General features: G+C 64.4%; 21 protein-coding genes. 13 read left to right on the top strand and 8 right to left on the bottom strand.

The window, feature by feature from the left end; genetic code table 11:
* The 3 genes from DS839_RS14685 to DS839_RS14675 are packed head-to-tail and all read right to left on the bottom strand — an operon-like array spanning position 1 to position 3,460.
* Complete coding sequence (locus tag DS839_RS14685; protein WP_119271095.1) at positions 1-1,071, bottom strand: ABC transporter ATP-binding protein; 1,071 nt, start codon at positions 1,069-1,071, stop codon at positions 1-3.
* Entirely contained in the window at positions 1,068-2,105 is a 1,038-nt protein-coding gene (locus DS839_RS14680) for an ABC transporter substrate-binding protein (protein ID WP_119271094.1), read from the bottom strand. The genes DS839_RS14685 and DS839_RS14680 overlap by 4 nt, the downstream gene beginning before the upstream one ends.
* A 26-nt stretch (positions 2,106-2,131) precedes the next feature.
* A complete protein-coding gene (locus DS839_RS14675) occupies positions 2,132-3,460 on the bottom strand; it encodes an aspartate aminotransferase family protein (RefSeq protein WP_162918536.1) in 1,329 nt (442 codons plus the stop codon).
* A 156-nt stretch (positions 3,461-3,616) separates the two neighbouring features.
* On the opposite strand from DS839_RS14675, the gene DS839_RS14670 reads away from it, so the two are divergent.
* The 8 genes from DS839_RS14670 (at position 3,617) to DS839_RS14635 (ending at position 13,080) form a co-directional block, all read left to right on the top strand.
* Entirely contained in the window at positions 3,617-4,564 is a 948-nt protein-coding gene (locus tag DS839_RS14670; protein ID WP_119271092.1) for a LysR family transcriptional regulator, read from the top strand.
* Between the two features lie 137 nt (positions 4,565-4,701).
* Positions 4,702-6,294, top strand: a complete 1,593-nt coding sequence (locus DS839_RS14665; protein WP_119271091.1) for a peptide ABC transporter substrate-binding protein — start codon at positions 4,702-4,704, stop codon at positions 6,292-6,294.
* A gap of 34 nt (positions 6,295-6,328) precedes the next feature.
* A complete protein-coding gene (locus tag DS839_RS14660) occupies positions 6,329-7,267 on the top strand; it encodes an ABC transporter permease (RefSeq protein ID WP_119271090.1) in 939 nt (312 codons plus the stop codon).
* Positions 7,264-8,223: an ABC transporter permease gene (locus DS839_RS14655; RefSeq protein ID WP_119271089.1), complete on the top strand. Its 960-nt coding sequence runs from the start codon at positions 7,264-7,266 to the stop codon at positions 8,221-8,223. Before DS839_RS14660 ends, DS839_RS14655 begins: the two co-directional genes overlap by 4 nt.
* Positions 8,220-9,230 (top strand): ABC transporter ATP-binding protein, encoded by a 1,011-nt coding sequence (locus tag DS839_RS14650; RefSeq protein ID WP_119271088.1) that lies wholly within the window; start codon positions 8,220-8,222, stop codon positions 9,228-9,230. The genes DS839_RS14655 and DS839_RS14650 overlap by 4 nt, the downstream gene beginning before the upstream one ends.
* Positions 9,231-10,244, top strand: coding sequence for an ABC transporter ATP-binding protein (locus DS839_RS14645; RefSeq protein ID WP_119271087.1), 1,014 nt, complete (start codon positions 9,231-9,233; stop codon positions 10,242-10,244).
* Between the two features lie 20 nt (positions 10,245-10,264).
* Entirely contained in the window at positions 10,265-11,239 is a 975-nt protein-coding gene (locus DS839_RS14640; protein WP_162918535.1) for a dipeptidase, read from the top strand.
* Between the two features lie 5 nt (positions 11,240-11,244).
* Positions 11,245-13,080 (top strand): CocE/NonD family hydrolase, encoded by a 1,836-nt coding sequence (locus tag DS839_RS14635; RefSeq protein WP_119271085.1) that lies wholly within the window; start codon positions 11,245-11,247, stop codon positions 13,078-13,080.
* Between the two features lie 14 nt (positions 13,081-13,094).
* On the opposite strand, the gene DS839_RS14630 is transcribed toward DS839_RS14635, so the two are convergent.
* The 3 genes from DS839_RS14630 to DS839_RS14620 all read right to left on the bottom strand — a co-directional run bounded on the left by DS839_RS14630 (position 13,095) and on the right by DS839_RS14620 (position 15,643).
* Positions 13,095-13,799, bottom strand: coding sequence for an amino acid ABC transporter permease (locus tag DS839_RS14630; RefSeq protein WP_119271084.1), 705 nt, complete (start codon positions 13,797-13,799; stop codon positions 13,095-13,097).
* Positions 13,800-13,875: 76 nt separating this feature from the next.
* Complete coding sequence (locus DS839_RS14625; RefSeq protein ID WP_368911658.1) at positions 13,876-14,757, bottom strand: transporter substrate-binding domain-containing protein; 882 nt, start codon at positions 14,755-14,757, stop codon at positions 13,876-13,878.
* A gap of 154 nt (positions 14,758-14,911) precedes the next feature.
* A complete protein-coding gene (locus DS839_RS14620; protein WP_162918534.1) occupies positions 14,912-15,643 on the bottom strand; it encodes a GntR family transcriptional regulator in 732 nt (243 codons plus the stop codon).
* A 212-nt stretch (positions 15,644-15,855) separates the two neighbouring features.
* Here DS839_RS14620 and DS839_RS14615 point away from each other — a divergent pair, with 212 nt between their 5' ends.
* The 4 genes from DS839_RS14615 to DS839_RS14600 all read left to right on the top strand — a co-directional run bounded on the left by DS839_RS14615 (position 15,856) and on the right by DS839_RS14600 (position 19,383).
* A complete protein-coding gene (locus tag DS839_RS14615) occupies positions 15,856-16,995 on the top strand; it encodes a mandelate racemase/muconate lactonizing enzyme family protein (RefSeq protein WP_119271082.1) in 1,140 nt (379 codons plus the stop codon).
* Position 16,996: 1 nt separating this feature from the next.
* The gene (locus tag DS839_RS14610) at positions 16,997-17,782 is read left to right on the top strand and encodes an SDR family NAD(P)-dependent oxidoreductase (protein ID WP_162918533.1); all 786 of its coding nucleotides are present in this window, start codon (positions 16,997-16,999) and stop codon (positions 17,780-17,782) included.
* 72 nt (positions 17,783-17,854) lie between these two features.
* Positions 17,855-18,598: a FadR/GntR family transcriptional regulator gene (locus tag DS839_RS14605; protein WP_119271080.1), complete on the top strand. Its 744-nt coding sequence runs from the start codon at positions 17,855-17,857 to the stop codon at positions 18,596-18,598.
* Positions 18,598-19,383, top strand: a complete 786-nt coding sequence (locus tag DS839_RS14600) for an acetoacetate decarboxylase family protein (protein WP_119271079.1) — start codon at positions 18,598-18,600, stop codon at positions 19,381-19,383. Before DS839_RS14605 ends, DS839_RS14600 begins: the two co-directional genes overlap by 1 nt.
* Before the next feature lie 6 nt (positions 19,384-19,389).
* Here the strand turns inward: DS839_RS14600 and DS839_RS14595 are convergent, their stop codons facing one another.
* Complete coding sequence (locus tag DS839_RS14595; protein ID WP_119271078.1) at positions 19,390-20,151, bottom strand: SDR family NAD(P)-dependent oxidoreductase; 762 nt, start codon at positions 20,149-20,151, stop codon at positions 19,390-19,392.
* A gap of 139 nt (positions 20,152-20,290) precedes the next feature.
* Between DS839_RS14595 and DS839_RS14590 the strand changes: the two genes are divergently transcribed.
* The gene (locus tag DS839_RS14590) at positions 20,291-21,037 is read left to right on the top strand and encodes an MBL fold metallo-hydrolase (RefSeq protein WP_119271244.1); all 747 of its coding nucleotides are present in this window, start codon (positions 20,291-20,293) and stop codon (positions 21,035-21,037) included.
* Positions 21,038-21,042: 5 nt separating this feature from the next.
* Here DS839_RS14590 and DS839_RS14585 read toward each other — a convergent pair whose 3' ends face one another.
* On the bottom strand, positions 21,043-22,446 hold the full coding sequence (locus DS839_RS14585; RefSeq protein ID WP_119271077.1) for an APC family permease: 1,404 nt from the start codon (positions 22,444-22,446) through the stop codon (positions 21,043-21,045).
* Positions 22,447-22,461 lie beyond the last annotated feature (15 nt).

Raw genomic sequence — 22,461 nt, 5'->3', positions numbered from 1 at the left:
CTAGCTCGCGAGCAGGCTGATGTCCGAGCGCGACCAGGCAAGGGTAACCTTTTCGCCAATGGCCGGCAGCGCCGCGAGGCTGCCATCGGCCAACCGGAGCTTGAGCGCTTCCGGCGCACCTTCCGGGCGCAAGATGAGCTCCGTCACCGGGCCCAGAAAGGTGCGCTTCTCGACTATGGCCGAGAGGCTGTCATGTCCGGGCGCGCCGGAGCGGCCGGCAAGCGACAGGCGTTCGGGGCGGATGGCGACGTGGAGGGTGGCGCCCAACGCCGGGGGCCTCGCGACCGCATGGCGGCCGAGAATGCTCCTCACCGCGCCGTCGTCCAAAGCGGCGGCGAGCACATTGTTCTCGCCGAAAAAGCGGGCGACGAATTCGCTGTGCGGGCGGTAATAGACATCCTCCGGCGTGCCGATCTGCTCGATCCGTCCCTGGTTCATCACCGCGATGCGGTCGGAAACGGCGATCGCCTCTTCCTGGTCGTGGGTCACGAAAATGAAGGTGGTGCGGATCTGCCGCTGCAGGTCCTTGAGGAAAACCTGCATGGAGCGGCGCAATTCGGCATCGAGTGCCGCAAGGGGTTCATCGAGCAGGATCAGGCGCGGCGCGCAGATGATGGCGCGGGCGAGCGCCACGCGCTGGCGCTGCCCGCCGCTCAGATCGGATGGAAAGCGCCGGGCCTTGTCGGTGAGGCCGACGACGGAGAGGACCTCGGCGACCCGCCGGGCGACCTCGGCCTTGGGGCGCTTGCGGACCCTGAGGCCGAAGCCGACATTCTGTGCCACCGTCATATGCGGGAAGAGCGCATAGTCCTGGAAGACGGTGTTGAGCGGGCGCGCAAAGATGGGCAGGCGCGATATGTCCTCGCCATCGAGAAGGATGCGGCCGCCGCTTGGCGGCGTGAAGCCGCCAATGAGGCGCAGGATCGTCGTCTTGCCGGAGCCCGAGGGACCCAAGAGCGTCAGGAACTCTCCGTCCTTGACGGCGAGATCGATGGGCTTCAGCACCTCGACGGGACCATAGACCTTGCTCACGCCCGCCAGCGTGATGATGTCGCGATTCTTTTCCGTCATTGCACCGGCGTCGCCTTGACCTCGTTCCACAGATTGACGCGCTTGGCGAAGTCCTCGGGCGCGTCGAGGAAGGTCAGCCGATCGGCATAATCGAGGCCGATCGCTTCATTGGCCGCCTGATCGACGCTGTTGCCATATTCATGCGTCGCCGAGAGCGCCGCGCCGACCTCCTTGCGCGTGAAGAAGTCGATCCAGGCATAGGCCAGGTCCATGTCGCGGGCACCTGCCGTGATCGCCCAGCAATCGAACCAGCCGATGGCCCGCTCCTTGGGAATGACGAGACCGACATCGACGCCTTTGGACTTGATCATCTTCACTTGCGGCTCGGCCATCGCGGCCATGAGGTCGATGCCACCCTGCGCGAAGATGCTGGCGCCTTCATCGAAGCCCGCATAATAGGTCACGACATTGCGCTTGACCTCGAGCAGCTTGGCCTTGATTTGGGCGAATTGCTCGTCGGTGAGATTGAACGGATCGGGCAGGCCGAGCGCCAGCGCCATGGTGACGACATTGTTGTTGGCATCGTCGAGGACGATGACCTTGCCGCGATAGCGCTCGTCCCACATGATCGACCAGCTGTCGGGCGGGGTCGGGAAAGCCGCCTTGGCATAGATGAGCGGCACCGAGCCCCAGGCATAGGGCACGCCATAGAGCTTGCCGTCGACATTGAGGGCGCGAAGGTTCTGCATCGGCGGCAGCAGATTGGCGAGATTGGGAATCTTGGCGCGGTCGAGCGGCTGGATGAGGCCCTGTTCGATGAGGCGCTTGTAGGACGAGGTCTCGATCGCCAGCACGTCATAGTCCTGGCCCTTCGAGGCCGTCATCTTCGCAGTGATCTCATCGACGCTGTAGACATAGGTGATGCTGACCTTGGCGCCGGTCTCTGCTTCGAAGGCCTTGACCCATTTCTCGTCATTATAGCCTTCCCAGGTGAGCACGCGCAGAACGCGCTCCTCGGCAATAGCGCCCGAGGCGAGCCCGGCGAACAGAGCGATCTGCGCGCCTGCGGCTTTCAACACTGTTCTTCTGTTCATGTTCGTTTCCTCTCCTTTGCTTGTTTTTAGAGAACCTGGAGAAGGGCGCGCCGGCCGCGGAAGAAATCGGCGACGGCTTCCGTGATCAGGTCGAATTCGCGCACACCCATCGGCAGGCTCAGATTGATCTGGCCGCGCGCCGCGGCATAGAGGCCGCGCGCCAGCAGGTCGAAATGGAAGAGACGGAACAGCGATCTGGGTTCGCCGGCGAGATCGCCGGGCCGTCTTATCGGTCCCTTCACGAAATGGATGTTCATGATCGAACCGACGCCGGTGAACTGGATCGCCGGGGAAATTTCGGCCGCCATGGCATTGAGTCGCGCCCGCAAGGCTTCACCATCGTCGAACAGTTTCCGGGCGCGCGCGGGCGTGAACAAACTGCTCAAGGCGGCATAGCCGACCGCCATCGTATAGGGATTGTTGTTGAAGGTGCCGGCATGGATGAGCGCGTCCGGCCGCGCCGGATCCATGAGATCGAGGAGATCGGCCCTGCCGCCAAAGGCGCCGGCGCTGAAGCCGCCGCCGAGGAACTTGCCGAGCGTCGTCAGATCGGGCGTCACCGCGACGATGCCCTGCATGCCGCCATCACCCATGCGGGCGGTGACGATCTCATCGAAGATGAGCAGCGCGCCGACGGCGCTGCATTCCCGGCGCAGAGCGGCCAGGAATTCCGGTGCCGCCGGCAGGCAGCCGCCGTTGCTCATCATCGGCTCGACGATGACGGCGGCGAGATCGGCGCCGACGCGGCGGATTGCCGAGACGCAGGCCTCGATGTCGTTATAGGGGCATTTCACGAAATCATAGGGCGCGTTCATTGCGCCGCCGGCGGTGCCGAAATTGAAGACGCCGCCATGATAGGCGCCGGCGAAGCAGATGAATTTCGATCGCCCGGTGGCGGCTTTCGCCAAGGCCAAGGCAAAGAGATTGGCCTCGGTGCCCGAATTGCAGAAGCGCACCTTCTCGATGCCGGCGAAGCGGGCGCACACCCATTCGGCGAGCTTGATCTCGCTTTCGCCCGGCGCGCCATTGACCATGCCCTGCCGGGTCGTCTCGGCGATCGCCTGGGTGATGACAGGATCCTGATGGCCGAAGAGGCCGGCGGTGAATTCGCCCAGCACGTCCAGATAGTCATGGCCATCGCGGTCGGTGAGGTGGCAGCCCGAGCTGTTCTCGACATAAAGAGGGAAAGGGTCGAAATGGAGCGCGCTTCTGGTATTGCCGCCGGGCATCGACAGATGGGCGCGCTCGAAGAGAGCACGGCTCGTCGGATTGGCGCCGGCATAGGTCTGGACAGCCGTCTCGACAGCCGAGACCAGGAGATCGTTTCGTTTGACTTCCCTGTTGGGCGCCTGCATGTCCTGCTCGCTCCGTGTTTCGTGCAATAATGTATACATTATTGCACGAGTCAAGAGGCAGTCGGGATCGAGCAGAATGGATTGAGCGCCAAAGCTTGCTATCAAGGTCGGAGTGATGCCTCATGAGCATCTATCCGACCTCATTGAACCAGGCCAATGTCGATCGAGATCCGTCATTTGCGTGCCTTCGTCGCCGTCGCCGAGGAGCTGAATTTCCGGCGCGCCGCGGAGCGGCTGCATCTCGCCCAGCCGGCCCTCAGCCGGACGATCCGCGACATGGAGAGCCTGATGGGCGTGACGGTCTTCGAGCGCTCGACCCGCAGCGTCCGCCTGACGCCCGCCGGCGCCTCCTTCCTTGCCGAGGCGCGCGAGATGCTGGAGCAGCTCACGGCGGCGATCCGCAACGCGCAACGCTTCGAGCATGGCGAGCTCGGCAGCCTGACCGTCGGCTTCAATGATTTCGCCATCAATGACGCGCTGCCGCCGATCGTCATGCGCTTCCGCACGCGCTATCCCGATATCAGCGTCAATCTGCAATCGATGTCGTCACCCGAAATGGCCGACGCGATCCGCAAGCGCCGCCTCGATATGGGCTTCCTCACCGGCGCGCATCTGGTCGGCGACCTTTCCCATATCGTGCTGCGCCGGGAGCGCCTGGTCTGCCTCCTGCCCAAGGGCCATCGCCTCGCGGCGCAGAACGAGATCGCGCTCGCGAGTCTCGCCTCCGAGCCCTTCGTCATCGGGTCGGCGGCCGGCTGGCGGTCCTTTCTCGACGTCGTCGATGCCTATTGCATGCAGGCGGGTTTCCTGCCGCGCGTGGCGCAAGAGGCGTCCCACAGCGACAGCATCGTCAACCTGGTGGCGGCCGGCATGGGAGTCTCGATCTATATCGACGCCGACTGGGTCAAGGAGCGCCGCGATGTCGTCATGCGGCCCTTGGCCGAGAAGCCGCCGATCGTGGTCAGCGTCGCCGCCTGGCATCCGCAGCTCAAATCACGGGCGCTCGAGAATTTCGTCAATGTGACGCGGGAAGTGGTGAGCGGATCTGCCGCCGCCCCGCGCAAGACGCCTGTGGCCAGCCGGCGGCGCGTACCGGCCAAATGAGCTTCGGCAATTGATGCTTTTGAGGTCTCAATCTGTCCTCAATCGGTATTAGAAATGCAATTAAGCAATGCCTAAGGTCGAGGCTGCCGGCGCGCTCGCGGCGGCCCACCAGTTCAAAAAAGTTCAGGGGAGAAAACATGCTGAAATCACATATCCTCAAGGCGTTCGCCGCCGCCGCCGTCATCGCCACGGCCCTGTCCGGTCCCGTTTTGGCCGGCGCCGACAAGGGCGTCTTCCGCATGATCGTCGGCGAGCCGCGCTACATGGATCCCAATCTCGCCACCGACTTCGCCATTTATGTCAATGCGCAGCTCTTCCAGCCTCTGGCGCGCACCGACAAGGACGGCAATCTCGTCCTGCTGCAGGCCAAGAGCATCGAGCTCGCCCCCGACGGCCGCACCTGGAAGGTGGAACTCAATCCCGATTACAAATGGTCGAATGGCGAGCCCATCACCGCGCAAGACTGGGTCTATTCCTGGAAGCGTATTCTCGATCCCAAGGTCGGCAGCGAGGCCGCGAGCTTCCTGAGCGATGTCGAGAATGCCATGGACTACAACAAGGGCACGATCACGGACCCCGAGAAGGTCGGCATCAAGGCGACCGGCGATTTTAGCTTCGAAGTGGTGACGGCGCTGCCGGCACCGCAATTCCGCGCCAAGCTGGCGCTGCCCTATCTGACGCCAGTGCCTAAGAAAGTGGTCGAGGAGTTCGGCGAGAAATGGGTGCTGCCGGAGCATATGCTCTCTAACGGGCCCTACAAGCTGGTGAGCCGCGTCAACGACCAGTCGATCGTGATGGAGGCCAATCCGCATTATGGCGGCAAGAAGCCCGCCATCCCGCGCATCGAGATGACGATCGCGTCAGGCGATCAATGCACCGCGCAACTGCGCGCCTATGAAGCCGACGAGATCGACTTCACGACCTGCGTGCCGTCGCAGGATATCGCGCGCATCCGCAAGGACCCGGTTTTAAGCAAGGAGCTCGACCCGTTCCCGCTCGCCGCCACCGAATGGGTGCAATATGACATGACGCAGGCGCCGTGGAACGACAAGCGCGTGCGCCACGCGTTGGCTCTGGTGATCGACCGGCAGCCGATCGTCACCGCGACGAGCGACGGCACCAACCGCATCGCCAATACGATCATCCCCGACTCCATACCGGGCGGCAACTCGGCCGATGCCCTCAAGGGCACGGTCGCAGATGCGAAGAAGCTCCTCGCCGAAGCGGGCTTTCCGGACGGCAAGGGTTTTCCGCAATTCACCATCTCGACGACGGCAACGCGCGAGCGCCCGCTCATCGCGCAACTGCTGCAGCAGATGTGGGCCGACAATCTCGGCATCCAAGCCAACATCAACGTGCTCGAGGCCAATGCCTTCCGCGCCTGGGTGCAGACGCGCAAGAGCGAGAAATACGATCTCATGATCAATGGCTGGTGGTCGGACTATGCCGATCCCGCCAACTGGTTCGGCGACCTGATCACCGCCGATGTGCGGCAGAACCATTTCGCCAATGACGCCTTCGCCGAGATCGTCAAGAAGGGCGACGCCGAGACCGATCCCGCCAAGCGGGCCGAGGCCTTTCGCGCCGCCAACAAGATCCTGGAGGAAGAGCAGCCGATGACGGCGCTGCAGAATCCGACCGATCTGTGGATGGTGAAGCCCGACGTCGAGGGCCTCGCCCATGAGGGCGTGCTCAACATGTATCATATCGGCGAGGCCGCCTTTAAATAGGGCGGATCGAAGTCACTGCGGGCAGGGTGCTGTCATGCTTTCCTATCTCTTCAAACGCATCCTGTCCGCCATCCCGACGCTCCTCATCGCCTATACGCTGGTCTTCTTCATCGCCCATGCGACACCGGGCTCGCCCTGGGATTCGGGCGGCAACCGGCCGATGGAACCCTCGGTCAAGGCGGTGCTCGATGCCAAATACAACCTCGATAAGCCGCTCCATGTGCAATATGCGAGCTATCTGTGGAATGCGCTGCATGGCGATCTAGGCCCGTCCTATCGCGACCGCAGCCAGTCGGTGAACGACATCGTCGCACGCTTCCTGCCGGTATCGCTCAAGCTCGGCGCCGCCGCCATGGTCCTCGCCATCCTGCTCGGCCTGCCGCTCGGCGCGCTCGCGGCCCTGACGCGCCACCCCGCGGTCGACGGCCTCATCCGCATGCTGAGCACGCTCGGCATCTCCATGCCGACCTATGTCGTGACTTCGATCCTGATCGTGTCCTTGGGCGTGGGCTTGGGCCTCGTGCCGACTTTCGGTTGGAAGGGGCTGTTCACGACGTCCTCCATCGTGCCGGTCTTCTCGCTGGCGCTGGCGCCGCTCGCCGCCGTCATCCGCTGCTTCAGGACCAGCATGCTCGAAGTGATGAATCTCGATTTCGTGCGCACCGCCCGCGCCAAGGGGCTGAAACCTCTTTCGATCATTATCCACCATATGGGCCGCAATGCGCTGATCCCGGCGGTGACGGTCGCCGGCTCCTATATGACCTATGTGCTGGTGGGCTCGTTCTTCGTCGAATCGATCGCCGGCATCCCGGGCTTCGGGCGCTATTTCGTGCTCGCCATCGCGGCGCGCGACTATCCCGTCATCATCGGCACGACGCTCATCTATGCGGTCTTCGTCGTGGTGATCAACCTCGTGGTCGACCTTCTCTATTTCGTGCTCGACCCGCGTACCCGCCTGGAGCGCACCTCATGACCGCGCTCGATGCCGTTAGCTCAGATCGCATCGGCCTCGCCCATGGCCTGAGGCGGCTCGGGGCCTTCGTCCGCCGCAACCCGGGGCTCGCGGTGAGCCTCGCTTTTCTGCTGGCGGTCTTCCTCTTCGCGCTCCTCTCGCCCTTCCTGCCGCACGACGCCTATCGCCAGAATGTACTCGCCCGCAATGCCGGGCCGTCGCTCAAAAACTGGCTCGGCACCGACGAGCTCGGACGCGACGTGCTGGCGCGGCTCGCGGTCGGTGCCCGCGTGTCGCTCACCGTCGCCATCGCTTCGACCGTGATCGCGGTGGCGATCGGCGTGCTCGTCGGCACGATCGCCGCCTATGCCGGCGGCTTCATCGACAATGTCATCATGCGCTTCGTCGACAGCATGTATGCCTTCCCCGACACGCTTTTCGCCATCTTGTTCGCAGCCCTCGTCAAAGGGCAGCTCGGCGGCGAGGCTTCCGGCCTCCTGGCGCCGCTGGCCGAGGCCTACCGCCTGTCGGGCGGCCTTCTCGGCGTGCTCCTGACGCTCGGCCTCACCGGCTGGGTCACGACCTCGCGACTCGTGCGCGCGCAAGTGCTGTCGCTGAAGCATGCCGAATATGTGCTGGCCTGCCGCCTCGCCGGCGCCTCCGACAGCTTCATCATCCGCAAGCACCTGTTGCCCAATACGGTGCCGGTGATCCTGATCGCGGTGACCTTCGTCGTGCCCAATGCGATATTGCTCGAGGCGGGGCTGAGCTTCATCGGCGTCGGCGTGGATCCGCCGACGCCGAGCTGGGGCACGATGATCGCCACCGGCGCGCAGTCGCTCCAGTCCTATCCGCATCTCCTGGTCTTTCCGGCGCTCGCCATCGGGCTCACGCTGCTCGCCCTCAATGTGGTCGGCGACGCGCTGCGCGACCTCCTCGATCCGGCGGTGAGCGCCTCGCGCGGGGCCGCGACATGACCGATACGCCCTTGCTCCAGGCTCGCGACCTCCATGTCCGCTTCAATGCGGTGCGGGCCGTCGATGGCGTCGATCTCGACGTCCAGCCGGGGGAGACGCTGGCGATCGTGGGCGAGAGCGGCTGCGGCAAGACCACGCTCGGCCGCGCGCTCGCCATGCTGCAGAAGCCGAGCACCGGCAGCATCAGCTTTGCCGGGACCGAGCTGACCGGGCTGTCGGCGCGCCGGCTGCGCGATGCGCGGCGCCAGCTGCAAATGGTCTTCCAGGATCCCTATGCCAGCCTCGATCCGCGTCAGCGGGTCGGCGACATCGTCGGCGAGCCCTTGCTGATCGCCGGCGTAGCCAAGGCGGCGCGCCGGAAAAAAGTGGCCGAGCTTCTCGACATGGTGGGCCTCGGCGCCGACATGGCGCTGCGCTTCCCGCGCGAATTCAGCGGCGGGCAGCGCCAGCGCATCGGCATCGCCCGGGCGCTCGCCATCGAGCCCAGGCTCATCATCTGCGATGAACCCTTGAGCGCGCTCGACGTGTCGATCCAGGCGCAGATCGTCAATCTGCTTATCGATCTGCAGCGCCGCTTCCGCCTGACCTATGTCTTCATCTCGCATGATCTCGCGGTGGTGCGGCAAATGGCGAGCCGCGTCGCCGTCATGTATCTGGGCCGGATCGTCGAGCTCGCCGAGACGGAAGCCTTGTTCCAGGCGCCGCGCCATCCTTACACCGTGGCCTTGCTCTCGGCGGTGCCGACGCTCGCCGGCACGGAGGGGCTGGTCAAGGAAGAGATATTGCTCACCGGCGACCCGCCGTCGCCGGCGCGCGTGCCGCTCGGCTGCCGCTTCCATACACGCTGCTGGCTGCGCAAGAAGCTCGACGATCCCTCGCAATGCCTGGCAAGCGAGCCCAAGGCGGAAGGCGAAGGGCACCATGTCGCCGCCTGCCACTTCGCGGACAAGGTCGCTTCCGTCATGCCGGCCTCATCGCATATGCGCAAATCCAAGGGGGCAGCTTAGATGTCGGCGGAAATCAGAGCCCTCCCCGGGCGGCCGCTCCTCACGATCGAGGACCTTCGTGTCGTGATCCCGAGCCGGCGCGGCGAGATCAAGGCTGTCGACGGCGTATCCTTCGGCGTCCAGCCGGGTGAGGTGGTGGGCGTCGTCGGCGAATCGGGATCGGGCAAATCCATGATGGCGCTGTCGATCCTGGGGCTCATCCCGAAGCCCGGCCGCATCGCCCAAGGACGCATCGCGCTCAACGGCCGCGACCTCGTGGGCCTCTCGGAGCGTGAGCTGCGCCAGGTTCGCGGCAATGACATCGGCACGATCTTCCAGGATCCTTCGGCCTCGCTCAATCCGGTATTGCGCATCGGCCGCCAGGTCGGCGAGACGATCGAGGCGCATCATCGGGTCACGGCTGAGCAATCCTGGCGCCGCTCGGTCGCGATGCTGAACGGCGTGCGCATTCCCGATCCCGAGGCCCGGGCGCAGGATTATCCGCATCAATATTCGGGCGGCATGCGGCAAAGGGTGATGATCGCCATGGGCATGGCGAACGCGCCCAAGCTCCTCATCGCCGACGAGCCGACGACGGCGCTCGACGTCACCGTGCAGGCGCAGATCATGGACCTGCTCGGCCGGATGAACCGCGAGACGGGGACCGCCATCCTTCTCATCTCGCACAATATCGCGCTCGTCTCGCGCTTCTCGACCCGCGTTCTCGTCATGTATGCCGGGCGCATCGTCGAAACCGGCGCGACCAAGGACGTCTTCGCCGAGCCTTCCCATCCTTACACGAAAGCGCTCCTCACCGCCGTGCCGCGCATCGACAAGCGGGTGGAAGAGGGGCTGGCAACGATCGCCGGGCGACCACCCGATCTGGCGCAACTGCCGGAAGGCTGCGCCTTCGCGCCGCGCTGCCAGGTGCCCATCGGCATCTGCGCGACGAAGCGGCCGCCCGCCTTCGCCCTTGGCCCCGAGCGCTTCGCGCGCTGCTGGCTGAAGGGCGAGGCCCCTCAGAACCACCAGTAATGAACAAGGAATTGCCAACCATGAGCGCCGACCAGCCTGTCCAGCCGACCATCTATCTCGACGCGACCGCGCCCATGCTGCAGCCCCGCGATCTCGGCAAATATCTGCCGGGCGTCGTCGCCGGCGGCATCGACGCGGTGCTCACCTCGGCGGGCGCCATCGAAGATTTCCGCACCACGATGGAGATCGTCGCGCGCTGGCTCGAGATCGATAGGTCCAGCAGTGAGAAGATCAGGATCGCCAGGTCGGTGGCCGATATCCGCGCCGCTAAGCGAGCGGGCGAGACGGCGATCGTGCTGCATTTCCAGGGCGCCGATCCGATCGAGGACGAGCTCGACTTCCTCAATGTCTTCCACGCTGCGGGCCTCAGGGTCATGCAGCTCACCTATAATTCGCGCAACCGGCTGGGCGACGGCTGCTTCGAGCCGACCGATGCGGGCCTGAGCAAATTCGGCCGCAAGGTCATCAGGCGCATGGAAGACCTCGCCATGGCGGTCGATCTCTCGCATGCGGGAGCCCGCACCGCCCTCGAGGCGACCGAGGCCGCGACACGTCCGCTCGTCGTGACCCACGCCAATGCTAGGGCCCTTCTCGATACGCCGCGCAACATCTCGGACGATCTCATCCGCGCGGTCGCGGCCTCGGGCGGCGCCATCGGCGTGTGCGCGGCACCCTTCTTCCTGGCACGCGACAAGCCGGCGACGCTCGACATGCTCATCGATCACATCGCCCATATCGCCGATCTGGTCGGCGTCCAGCATGTCGGCATCGGCTTTGATTTCGCCGATGAGGATGCCGACGACTATGTCTATTTCGGCTATGACGAGCGCTATATCCCGATGCCGCCCTGGGACTTCCCGATCGGCATCGCGAGCCACGCCGAAGCAGGCAATGTCGCCTCGGCGCTCAAAGCGCGTGGATTTTCGAAAGACGAGATCACCGGCGTGCTGGGCGAGAATTTTCTTGGCGTCTTCAAGCGCATCTGGGGCGCCTGAAGCCCATGGACAAATTCCGCGCCGCCCTCGCCGGCGACGCCTCGACGCCGGCGCTGTTTCCGGAAGAGGCGATCGTCCTCAAGACCGTCTTCGTCGCCATGCGCGACGGTTGCCGCCTTGCCGCCCATCTGCACCTGCCGCCCAAGCTGCCGGCGCCCGTCATCGCGGTGCGCAGTCCCTATGGTCGGGCGCGCTATGCGGAGATCTCGATGGCGCTCGCCCGGCGCGGCCATGTCGTCATCTGCCAGGATGTGCGCGGCACCGGCGACAGCGAGCCCGACAGCTGGGACTTCTATATCCACGAGAGGGAAGACTCTTACGATTTCGTCGACTGGGTCGCGGCGCAAGCCTGGTGCGACGGTTTCATCGGCGCGATGGGCGGCTCCTATGACGGCGGCACGCAATTCGGCATGGCCACGAACCCCAAAATGACGGCGATCATGCCGGAGGTCGCCGGGCTTGGGATCGCGCTCAGCCACGGCGTGCGCTTCCATATGTTCCTCAACGCCTATTCGCGCACCGTCGGCAAGGGCAAGGACAAGGTCAAGATCGACCGCGCGCTGCTCGAGGAGCAGATGAAGGAGGAGACCTGGGCGACGGGCTATTTCAACGATCCCTTGCACGCGGCGCTGCCCGAAACGGTCAGAGCCCTTTTTCCGCAGCTCGAGATTCTGGCGCCGCCGGAACGGCGCGACTGGCTCTGGAAACATTATAACGGTCTCGATCCGGCCGGCCGTGTCGATTTTCTCAAGAGCGCGCTCGGCGAGGAGACGATCACCTTCGTCACCACGACCAAGCTCAACCCGCTCTTTGGTGCGGACATTGATCCGGACGCGCTGATGCTGCCGCGGGCAAGCGTCCCGGATCTCTGCGGCGCCATCCAGGCGCCGGCCCTTCTGGTGACGGGATGGTATGACTGGTGCCTCGGCGACACGCTCGAAAGTTTTGCGCAAATCATCCGCCAGGGCGGCGGGCGGGCGCGGCAAAGCCGGCTCCTCGTCACACCCGGCGCTCACAATGTCACGGGCTATCACGAGGGTGAGGAAAAGCATGCGGCACTCCGGCGGACCTACCGATCCGCCGACAATCTCGAACTGCTGCTCCATTGGCATGGCGCTGTACGCGATGGCCGCCATCAGGAACTGCCGGCGGTCACCTATTATCTGATGGGCGCCAATGAATGGCTGAGCTGTGCCGCCTGGCCGCCGCCGGAGGCTCGGGAGAAGCGGCTCTATCTCGCCGAGAAGGGAAAGCTCGCCGCCGATCCACCGCCGGCGAGCGCGTCGCCCGACACTTATATCTACGACCCCGACGATCCGACCCCGACGCTGGGCGGCAGCATCCTCTCGGCGGTCTATCGCGCCGGCAGCGTCGATGTCTCATCCGCGCAAGCGCGCCCCGATGTGCTCACCTATACGACCGAGATATTGACGGAGGCCCTCGATGTCGTCGGACCGCTGAGACTCATTCTCCATGCGAGCTCATCGGCGGTCGAGACGGATTTCTATGGCCGCCTGAGCGATGTGTTCCCGGATGGCCGCGCCATCCAGCTGCAGAACGGGATGCTCAGGACGCGCTACCGTCCGCTCGCCGGCGATGAGAGCGAGCTCATCGAGCCCGGCCGGATCTATCGTTTCGAGATCGACATGTGGGCGACGGCCAACCGCTTCGCCGCGGGTCATCGCCTGAGGCTCGACATCTCCTCGGCCGATTTCCCGAAATTCGAGCGCAACCGCAATCGCGGCGGCAGTCCCGGGCCCTCGCTCAAGGCGAAGCAGACGATCTTCCACGATGCGGCGCATCCCTCGCATCTCGTCATCCCGGTGATCGATCGGTCCTGACCGGGCGGTCAGCCTCAATTCGCCATGGCGGCGGCCTGCATCTTCCTGTCGTCGCGGGCGCGCATGCCCTTGCGGATATGCTCCTCGAGCACCCTGACCGCGAGGCCGGACGGATAGCAGACGGCGAAATAGAGCAGCGCCGTCACCGTATAGACGGTGAAATACTGAAAATTCCGCGCCGAGATGATCTGCCCTGAGAACATCAGCTCCTGCACCGTCACGACGGAGGCAAGGGACGTGTCCTTGAACAGCGAGATCAGATAATTGGCGAGCGTCGGCAGCACGGCGCGCGTCGCCTGCGGCAGCACCACCTTGCGGAAGGCAAGCCAGCGCGACAGGCCGAGGCTCAACGCCGCTTCCTGCTGGCCCTTATGGATGGACTGGATGCCGCCGCGAAACACCTCACTCAGATAGGCGGAGTAATGAAGGGTCAGTCCGGTAATGGCGGCGACGATCGGGTTGAGCTTGATGCCGGCGCTCGGCAGCACGTAATAAATATAGATCAATTGCAGGATCAGCGGCGTCGCCCGCATGAATTCGACAAAGACATTGGCCGGCCAGCGGAAGAGGCGGCTCATCGAGAGGCGCGCCATGGCGAGCGGAATGGCGAGCAGCGTCGCCAGGATCATCGTGACGACGGTGAGGAAGATGGTGAGACCGAGGCCGCGCAGGAACACATGCCAGTAGTCGGCGATGACCTCGAAATTCAAGAGATCCATGGGCCTCTCCTCTCTAGATGCAGAAAGCTGAGCGGGTGATGTTCGTCACCCGCTCAGCGGCCATGCCGTTACATCGCTATTTGTTGTTCAGCGGGAAGAAGAACAGATTGGCGTCGGAGAAGCCGTATTTCTTCAAGATCGCCGACACTTCGCCATTGCCGCGGACTTCGGCGAGGCCCTGGCTCAAGGCGGCGCGCAGCGAGCAATCCTCCTTGCGCAGGCCGGCGCGCACATAGCCATAGCCATATTGGAAGATGAGCTCGTCCGGCACTTTCACGCCCTGCAACAGCTCGAGCGGCGACTCCTTGTTGGCGGCGAGGAAGAGATTGATCTTGGTGTCGTCATCGACGATGGCGCTCACCCGGCCGGTGGCGACGGCGCTGAACTGCTCGGCATCGGTCTGGAAGGGGACGACCTCGGCGCCGACCTTGCGCAGATATTCATCGGCCGCGGAGCCGGCAATGGCGCCAATCTGTTTGCCCTTGAGATCGTCATAGGACTTGATCCCGTCGGGATTGCCCTTCTTCACCATGATGGCGGGGCCATACCAGTAGGCGGGGCCGCCGAAGGAGATCACCTTCTTGCGGTCGGGCGTGATGTGGAGCGCCGTCACCACGTCGATGCGCTTGGCGAGCAGAGCGGGAATGAGCTGGCCGAAAGGCATGACCTCATATTTGAGCTTGTCGATGCCGGCCCATTTATAGGCCGCTTCGTTGATCTCGACCTCGAGACCTTCCGCCTTCTGGCTGTCGGGATTGAGCGAGGTGAAAGGCGGGGAGGGCGAAATGCCCACGGTCAGGCCTTCGCTCTTCGCCTTGTCATAGGACGCATCGCCGCAAGCCTCGATCGAGGGTGAGGCCTCGTGCTTGAATTCCTGCGCCTGGACCATGCCGCCGCTCAGGCAGAGCAGCAGGGCAGCGGTCAAAACCCCGCCGCGGGCAAAAGACATCCTTTTCATGTTGCGTTTCTCTCCTCTTCACATTTGCGGGGCGCGCTCGCGTCCCGGATTCGAAGTTCGCATCATCTCGGGGGGTGCCTTCCGAGCGAACTTCGGATTCGGAAGGACACCGGAAAATCGATGAGTCTTGGCGGGGTTCAGGAATTTCCTTGATTCATGAGATGGGAAGGGATTCGCGCGCAGCACTAGGTGACTGCCCGTTCCAGCTTTCGGCCGCCAACTCGCGCGATCCGTGCGGGAGGATGATATGAGTCGCGACTTCGACGCCGATATCGCCGGGCGAGCCCTCCTCCAGCACGCGGCGCAATCTGCGGTGCTCTTCGATGAGGATGTCGAAATCAATGCGCTGATAGGTGGTGAGGCCGAACATGATCAGCACATGGCGCGTCATGGCGGCCCATAAGGTCTGCAGCAGCGGCGAGTCGGAAAGAGCATAGAGCTCAGTGTGGAAAGCAAGATCGGCGCGATTGATCTCGGCGCGGTCCTGCCGGCGTGCCGCGGTCCCGATGGCGGCAAGCGCGCTATCGAGACCGGCTGCGGCTTGCGGGGCGCGGCGGATGTTCTGCGCCGCGCGCTGGGCGGCCACCGTCTCGAGAGCGGTGCGCGTGTCATAGATCTCCATCGCCCAGCGCTGGTCGAGATCGATCACATGAACGCCGCGGCGCGGCAGCGAGCGCAGCAGGCCCTGGCTCTGCAGCACGCGCAGCGCCTCGCGCACCGGAACGCGGCTGATGGCGAGCTGCTCGGCAAGCTCGAGCTCGAAAATCCGCTGACCTGAAAGGATCCGCCGGTCGCCGATCGCCTCGACGATCTTGTCGGCCACCATCTGCGGCAGGCTTGGCGTGCGGATGGGATCGAGATTCTGGGAGACGATGGCAAGGCTCATTTGCGTATTATGTATACATGATACATAGTGGTCAAGCATGCTCTGGTGCCTGCGGCGCTCACGCGACGTCGCATATGGTTTTGGGCTTGCGATTATCTTGGTAAGCTTAGTATATTGGCCTGACCAATTCAGCAGGTTCTCACCCGCATCGCAAGAAGTTTATTGAGAGTGCCTCCGTCCGGCATGGCGGAGGCTTCGCCCCGAGGGAGTGCATGGCAGAAGACACCATCATCGAAAGTATCGAGACCTGGGCGCTCGACCTGCCGCTGCCTTCGGCCTTGAGCTTCGGCAGCTTCACCGTGACGGCGCGCCAATATGCGGCTGTGCGCATGGTGACCAAGGGCGGCCTCGTCGCCGATTGCCTCGGCCATACGCGGCGCTCGCCCGTCGATGTGGCGATATCGGATCTCCTGGCGCCCCGCCTCATCGCCAAAGACGCGCTTCAGCAGAGCGAGCGCCTCGCCGAGCTCGACATCATGAGCCTCGCCACCGACCAGGACGGAGTCATCGGCCGAGCCCGATCGCTCATCGACATCTGCCTATGGGATCTGAAGGCGCAGGCGCGCGGCGTCCCGCTATGGCAGCTCCTCGGCGGCCGTCCGCGCAGGCTGCGTGTGGCGCTGGTCGAGGGCTATGAGATCGCGGGCGAGAGCGAGGACGACATTGCCCATCGCCTGATCGCACGCGCCAAGGAAGGCTATCGCTTCTTCAAGCTCGAAGCCGCTCACTATGGCGCAGCCGAACCGGTCCGGCGCATCCTTGCGAAAGTGAAAGCGCAAGCTCCCGATGCCGAATTCGCCTGCGACGTCGCCTGGTCGTGGCGGACGGCGCGGCAAGGCCTCGAGGCCGCCGAAAGCTGGCGCGATCTCGGCATCGCCTGGATCGAGGATCCGATGCCGCGGACGCGCATCACCGAGATCGGCTATCTCACCCGCCAGTCGCCCGTGCCGATCGGCGTCGGCGATGAATGCACCCGCGCCCTCGACCTCCAGGCGCTCATGGATCAGGCGGCGATCGATGTGGTGCGTATCGATGCCACGACCATTGGCGGCATCGATGCGGCGCTCGGCCTTGCCGCGCAGGCCAAAGCGCGGGGCTTGCGGGCTTCCTATCATGTCAATCCGGAAGTGCATCGCCACTGCATCCTCGCCAATGACATTTCAGATCACATCGAGATATTCCCCGCCGACCGGCCTTTCGATTGCTCGCATCTGGTGATCGCGGCGTCCGCTTTCGCCGACATCAAGGATGGCTATATCGAGCCACCGGCAGCGCCGGGCACGGGACTGAAGCTCGACACCGCGGCGCTTGGCAAATATGCCTATCGTCATGCCGTCCAGAAGGGCAGATGAAATGAGCCAAGAGAACAAGACAGTCCTGATCACCGGCGCGGCGCGCGGCATCGGCTGGGCGAGTGCCGAAACATTCGCCGGCCGCGGCTGGAACGTCACCATCGGCGATGTCGATATCGCGGAAGCCGAGAAGCGCGCCGCTCCTCATGCCGAGCGGATGCTGGCGCTCAAGCTCGATGTCACCGACAGTGCCTCCGTCGAGAAAACCTTCGCCGAGAGTCTCACGCATTGGGGCAGGCTCGATGCGCTCGTCAACAATGCTGGCATCCAGCGTCATTCACCGCTCGAAGACCTGACCTTCGAGAACTGGTCGAAGGTGCTCGACATCAATCTCAACGGCTCGTTCCACTGCCTCAAGGCGGCGGCGCGCATCATGCTGGCGCAGGGATCGGGAGCCGTCGTCAACCTGGCCTCGGTCGCCGCCACACGCGGCGCCGCCGGCCGGGCCCCCTATGCTGCCTCCAAGGCCGCCATCGTGTCGCTGACCCAGACGGCGGCGGTCGAATGGGCGGCGCGCGGGGTCAGGGTCAATGCGGTGGCGCCCGGCTATGTCGAGACCGATCTGGTGCGGACCGTCATCGCCGAGGGACGCCTCGACACCAAGCCGATCCTCGATCGCACGCCGGCGCGCCGTCTCGCCGATCCGCAAGAGATCGCCAAGGCCATCTTCTTCCTGTGCTCGGATGAGGCGTCCTACATCACCGGCCATGTGCTCCATGTTGATGGCGGCTTCGAAGCCGATTTCGGCGTGCCGTTCTTTCCGCCGAGGGAGGTCGGCAAGGCATGACAGTGGAGGGAAGGATGCAACTGGTATATCACTGGCCGAGGGGAGGTTGCGACATGACGGGGCTCGACAAGCGTGATTGACGACAGACCCGGGCGGCCGTCGCTCGACGAGATGGCGCCGATCGAGCGCGTGTCCGTCGCCGAGCAGGTGGCGCGCAACCTGCTCGACCTCATTCGCACCGGCAGCGTGCGCCCGGGCCAGCAATTGCCGACCGAGCGCGAGCTTGCCGCCACCTTGCAGGTGTCGCGGCCCTCGGTGCGCGAAGCGGTCAGGGGCTTGCAGATCCTCGGCGTGCTCCGGGCGCGCCAGGGCGGCGGCCTGTTCGTCACCTCGCTCAAGGCGGCCGAGATCCTGGCGCCCTTGCAGATGCTGATCACGCTGACCGAGGACAATTTCGAAGCGCTGCATGAATCGCGCGTCGTGGTCGAAGGCGCGATCGGCCGGCTCCTGGCGCAGAAGATCACCGTCGCGACCATCGTGCGGCTGCGCAAGATGGTCGAGATCCAGCAGGGCCTCACCGGCAATGCGGTCGCCTTTCGCGTCTCCGACATGGAATTCCATCGCACGCTGGGGGCCGCCCTCGACAATCCCTTCCTCGAGCGCATCTCGGAATCGCTCTACGTCCTCGGTTTCGAATATCGCAAGATCGCCTGGGAGACGCCGGGCGTGCTGGCCCGCTCGGTGCGCGACCACGAGCAGATCATCAAGGCCCTCGAGGCGAAGGATCCGGATCTCACCGCGGCCGCCATGGTGCGCCATATGGAGAGCGTCCATGAGACGACCAAGGCGGCGATGACGAAGAAGGCGCAAGACTGATGGCCGAATGGAAAGTCCAGGCGGCAAGCCGCCTCACAGTGGAGGAGATCCTGAGCGACGGATTCTCGACGCCGTTCGATGCGCCCACCGTGCCGGCCTTTCCCTTCACCTTCCGCAATGCCGAGGTGATGACCCTGGCCTGGCGCACCGATCTCGATTCCATCGCGCGCATCCTCCCGCCGCCGCTCGAGCCGCAATCCGACGTCGTTCTCGCTCATATCTACAAGATGAACGACACTGAATGGCTGGGGCCCTATTTCGAGAGCAACATCATGGTGGGCTGCCGCTTTCAGGCGGCGGACGCCGTGGGCGGCTATTCGCCCTATCTCTTCCTCTCATCCGACGGCGGCGTGGTGCATGGCCGCGAAGTGCACGGCCAGCCGAAGAAGCTCGGGCGGCCCCATCTCGAGGCGCGCGGCGATGCCTGGGTCGGCACGATCGAGCGCAACGGCATCGATGTCCTGACCGGCACCATGGCCTACAAGCAGCGGCGCTCCGACATCAAGCGCCTTACCGGATATTTCGACTTCGCTCTCAATATCAACCTGAAAGCCATCAACCACATCGACGGCTCGCCGGCGATCCGCCAGCTCACCGCGCGCCGCCTCGGCGCGCTCGAGGTGCATGAATGCTGGTCGGGCTCGTGCACGGTGGAGCTCAGGCCCAATGTGCAGGCGCCGGTCTACCGGCTGCCGGTCAAGGAAATGCTGGAAGGCTTCTGGTGGCGCGCCGATTTCACCCTCGTGCCGGGCTATGTGCTGCACGATTATCTCGCGCGAAAGTGATAGCCGCTACAGAGCGGGCAGCCCCGCACGCGATCTGAAGTCCGCGTTGCGGATATCGATCTCACCGCCCGCAAGATCATCCGCCGCACCCGAGAGCAGATATTGGACGGCGCGCGCCGGCTCTTCGGCCGGCCGCAGGCTGCTGCGCGGGATGCGGCTCACTTCATTGATGCCCGAGGCGCGAATGGTCTCCTGCATGCCGGTGTCGACGAGGCCCGGCAGCAGGCCGAAAACGCGGATATGGTCCTTGGCATGGTCGAGCGCGATCGCGCGCGTCAGCATCGCGAGCGCAGCCTTGCCGGCGCAATAAGCGCTCCAGCCTTCCAGGGCCTGATGCGCCGCACCTGTCGACAGATTGACGATGCGCCGTGTCGCCTGGCGCTCGCCCTGCGCGATGAAAGCGCGGATGAAGCGCGACGGTGCGATCAGATTCGTGGCGATGGCGTGCTCCCATTGCGCCGCATCGGTCTCGGCGAGAGCGCCGATCGGCTCGATCGTCCCGGCATTGTTGACGAGGCCGTCGATATGGCCCCAGCGGTCGAGGCCCGCCTTCATCGCGGTTTCGGCGGCATCGGGCATCGTCACATCGCGCGTCAGGACGAGGGCCGCATCGCCCAGCGTTTGGGCGAGGGCCGTGGCTGTCGCCGCAGACCTGATGACGGCCAGGACATGGCCGCCCGCTCGCACGATTGCCTCGGCAGTGGCCTTGCCCACGCCCTGGCCGGCACCGGTGACGATGATGACCGGCGCTTGCGCTCCCTGCTGCATGACGGCTCCTCGGAAATTTGCGGCTGTCTTACGCCGGTCTCCGAAGGCAAGTCAATTGGCCTGACCAATTAAGATGACCGGAGCAATGATCTTTCTGAAGCCCTCGGCTATGGTCGCTCCCCTGAAACCGGAGACCAGGATGAAGCTGCAGCTCTTTCGCAATGCCACCCTCGAGCTCGACTATGCCGGGAGGACGGTTCTTATCGACCCCTATTTGGCGCCCAGGCACAGCCTGCCGTCCTTCACCGGCCGGTCGCCCAACCCGATGACCGAATTGCCGGCCAGCATCGAGGACATATTGAAGGGTGTCGAGCTCGTGGTGGTGTCGCATCTCCACACCGATCATTTCGACGGCGTGGCCAAGGAAAGGGTGCCGAAGGACCTGCCGCTCATCTGCCGGCCGGGCGATGAGACGACGATCCTCAAAGCGGGCTTCACCGATGTCAGGCCCTTGCTCGATGTCCTCGACTGGAACGGCCTGGTCTTCACTCGCCGCGAAGGCAGCCACGGCCTGGGGCCGGTAGTCGAGAAGATGGGGCCGGTGATGGGCTTCACGCTCAGAGCGCAAGACGAGCCCAGCATCTATTGGACGGGGGACACGGTCCTCTATCACCCGGTCGTCAAGACCATCGCCGAGACTTCGCCCGACATCGTCGTCACCCATTCCTGTGGCGCCAAATGGGACGGCGATCTTATCGTCATGGATGCCGAGCAGACGGCGGCCACGTGCGGACTGGCGAAGGATGCCCGCGTGATCGCCGTCCATATGGAAGCGCTCGATCATGCAACGGTCACCCGCGCCGAACTGCGCCGCGCCGCCGAGGCGAAGAAGATTTCGGCGCAGCAGCTCCTCATCCCGGCGGATGGCGAAACGCTGACATTGTAACGAGCTCAGCGCTTCGCCAGGAAGGCTCTGACGATAAAGCCCAATATCGCCAGCACCGCGACGACCAGCGGCACGGCCCAGTTCTCATACCAGGGCAAGGCCGGATTGCGCGGCCATGAGATATTGGCCGTCTGGAAGATGAGCCAGAGGGCGGCTGCGACGATCACGATCCCCGACAGGGCGCCGAGATGGAAGGCGGAGGGCTTCGCGCCTTCCGTCAGCCGCTCATAGGCGGCGGCAAGGGCGGGGAAGAGGAAGGAGATATAGAAGCCCGCCGTGGTGAAGGTGAGCAGGATCACATAGATGTTGGTGAAGCTGAGGCCGAAGAAGATCACCGACATCAGGGCCGAGGCGAAGATGGCATTGACCGGCAGACGGTCTTCGCCCGCAAGCCTGCTCAAGGCGCCCGCCATGGGCAATTCGCCCTCGCGCGCCAGCGCCCAGATCACCCGCGACACGGAAGCCTGCAGGCCCACCATGCAGGCGATGAAGCCGACGACGAAGACCGCGGTCATGAGATGAAGCCCGACGGCGCCCAGGTGATGCTCGATCGTCGCCGCGACCGGATCGAGGACCGAGCCCGAGCGCACGGCGGCGAGATCGGGTATGGCCAGGATGAAAGCCAGCGCCGAGAAGGCGACGATGGCTGAGACGAAGAGCAGGGAATAGATCATCGCCTTGGGAACAGCGCGCTCAGGCTCCTTGACCTCCTCGGCGATCGAGCCCGCGCTCTCGAAGCCGACAAAGGCCCAGCCGGCGATGGCGACGCCGAACAGCAGCGGCGGCAAGAGGAAGCTTCCGGTATTGGCGTCGAACAGCCCTTCGCTCAGCACCGAAAGATCGTTCACCCGGAACAGGCCCAGAAGGACGATGCCGAGACCGATCGAGCCCACCACTTCGGCCGCGATGCACAGTCCGATGATGAATTTGAGGAGCTTGCGGCCGAAGGTGTTGGCAAGCGTCACGAAGGCGATCAGCGACAGCGCCAGGATGACGGTCGTCGATCTGGAGCCCGCATCGAGCCCCAGGAATTGCGCGAGGAAGCCGGCGCCGCCCAAAGCGACGGCGGCAATGGCGATCGGCAAGGTCCAGATATAGGCCCAGCCGGCGAACCAGCCATAGGTCGGTCCCATGATGTGGCGCGACCATTGATAGACGCTGCCTTCGAGCGGCAGGCGCGAGACCAGCATGGCGAAGGAGAGCGCCACCAGCATCTGGCCGGCAAGCGTGATGGGGAAACCCCACCAGAAGCCCGGGCCCACCGTCGTCAGGCCGACGGAGAAGATCGAATAGAGCGCCACGATCGGCGAGATGAAGGCGAAGGCCAGCGAGAAGGTCGACCAGGCGGTGAAATCGCGCAACAGCTCCTTGGAGCCGGCCGTGCGGCCGGCCTCTTCAGCAATGGACATTATTTTCCTCTAAGC

The sequence above is a fragment of the Taklimakanibacter deserti genome (assembly GCA_003574785.1).
This window is presented reverse-complemented; position numbering and strand designations above follow the sequence as displayed.

Bases quoted from the DNA above. Each gene is read 5' to 3' on its own strand.
- DS839_RS14685 (WP_119271095.1), bottom strand. From the start codon at position 1,071: ATGACGGAAAAGAATCGCGACATCATCACGCTGGCGGGCGTGAGCAAG.
- DS839_RS14680 (WP_119271094.1), bottom strand. From the start codon at position 2,105: ATGAACAGAAGAACAGTGTTGAAAGCCGCAGGCGCGCAGATCGCTCTG.
- DS839_RS14675 (WP_162918536.1), bottom strand. From the start codon at position 3,460: ATGCAGGCGCCCAACAGGGAAGTCAAACGAAACGATCTCCTGGTCTCG.
- DS839_RS14670 (WP_119271092.1), top strand. From the start codon at position 3,617: ATGTCGATCGAGATCCGTCATTTGCGTGCCTTCGTCGCCGTCGCCGAG.
- DS839_RS14665 (WP_119271091.1), top strand. From the start codon at position 4,702: ATGCTGAAATCACATATCCTCAAGGCGTTCGCCGCCGCCGCCGTCATC.
- DS839_RS14660 (WP_119271090.1), top strand. From the start codon at position 6,329: ATGCTTTCCTATCTCTTCAAACGCATCCTGTCCGCCATCCCGACGCTC.
- DS839_RS14655 (WP_119271089.1), top strand. From the start codon at position 7,264: ATGACCGCGCTCGATGCCGTTAGCTCAGATCGCATCGGCCTCGCCCAT.
- DS839_RS14650 (WP_119271088.1), top strand. From the start codon at position 8,220: ATGACCGATACGCCCTTGCTCCAGGCTCGCGACCTCCATGTCCGCTTC.
- DS839_RS14645 (WP_119271087.1), top strand. From the start codon at position 9,231: ATGTCGGCGGAAATCAGAGCCCTCCCCGGGCGGCCGCTCCTCACGATC.
- DS839_RS14640 (WP_162918535.1), top strand. From the start codon at position 10,265: ATGAGCGCCGACCAGCCTGTCCAGCCGACCATCTATCTCGACGCGACC.
- DS839_RS14635 (WP_119271085.1), top strand. From the start codon at position 11,245: ATGGACAAATTCCGCGCCGCCCTCGCCGGCGACGCCTCGACGCCGGCG.
- DS839_RS14630 (WP_119271084.1), bottom strand. From the start codon at position 13,799: ATGGATCTCTTGAATTTCGAGGTCATCGCCGACTACTGGCATGTGTTC.
- DS839_RS14625 (WP_368911658.1), bottom strand. From the start codon at position 14,757: ATGAAAAGGATGTCTTTTGCCCGCGGCGGGGTTTTGACCGCTGCCCTG.
- DS839_RS14620 (WP_162918534.1), bottom strand. From the start codon at position 15,643: ATGAGCCTTGCCATCGTCTCCCAGAATCTCGATCCCATCCGCACGCCA.
- DS839_RS14615 (WP_119271082.1), top strand. From the start codon at position 15,856: ATGGCAGAAGACACCATCATCGAAAGTATCGAGACCTGGGCGCTCGAC.
- DS839_RS14610 (WP_162918533.1), top strand. From the start codon at position 16,997: ATGAGCCAAGAGAACAAGACAGTCCTGATCACCGGCGCGGCGCGCGGC.
- DS839_RS14600 (WP_119271079.1), top strand. From the start codon at position 18,598: ATGGCCGAATGGAAAGTCCAGGCGGCAAGCCGCCTCACAGTGGAGGAG.
- DS839_RS14595 (WP_119271078.1), bottom strand. From the start codon at position 20,151: ATGCAGCAGGGAGCGCAAGCGCCGGTCATCATCGTCACCGGTGCCGGC.
- DS839_RS14590 (WP_119271244.1), top strand. From the start codon at position 20,291: ATGAAGCTGCAGCTCTTTCGCAATGCCACCCTCGAGCTCGACTATGCC.
- DS839_RS14585 (WP_119271077.1), bottom strand. From the start codon at position 22,446: ATGTCCATTGCTGAAGAGGCCGGCCGCACGGCCGGCTCCAAGGAGCTG.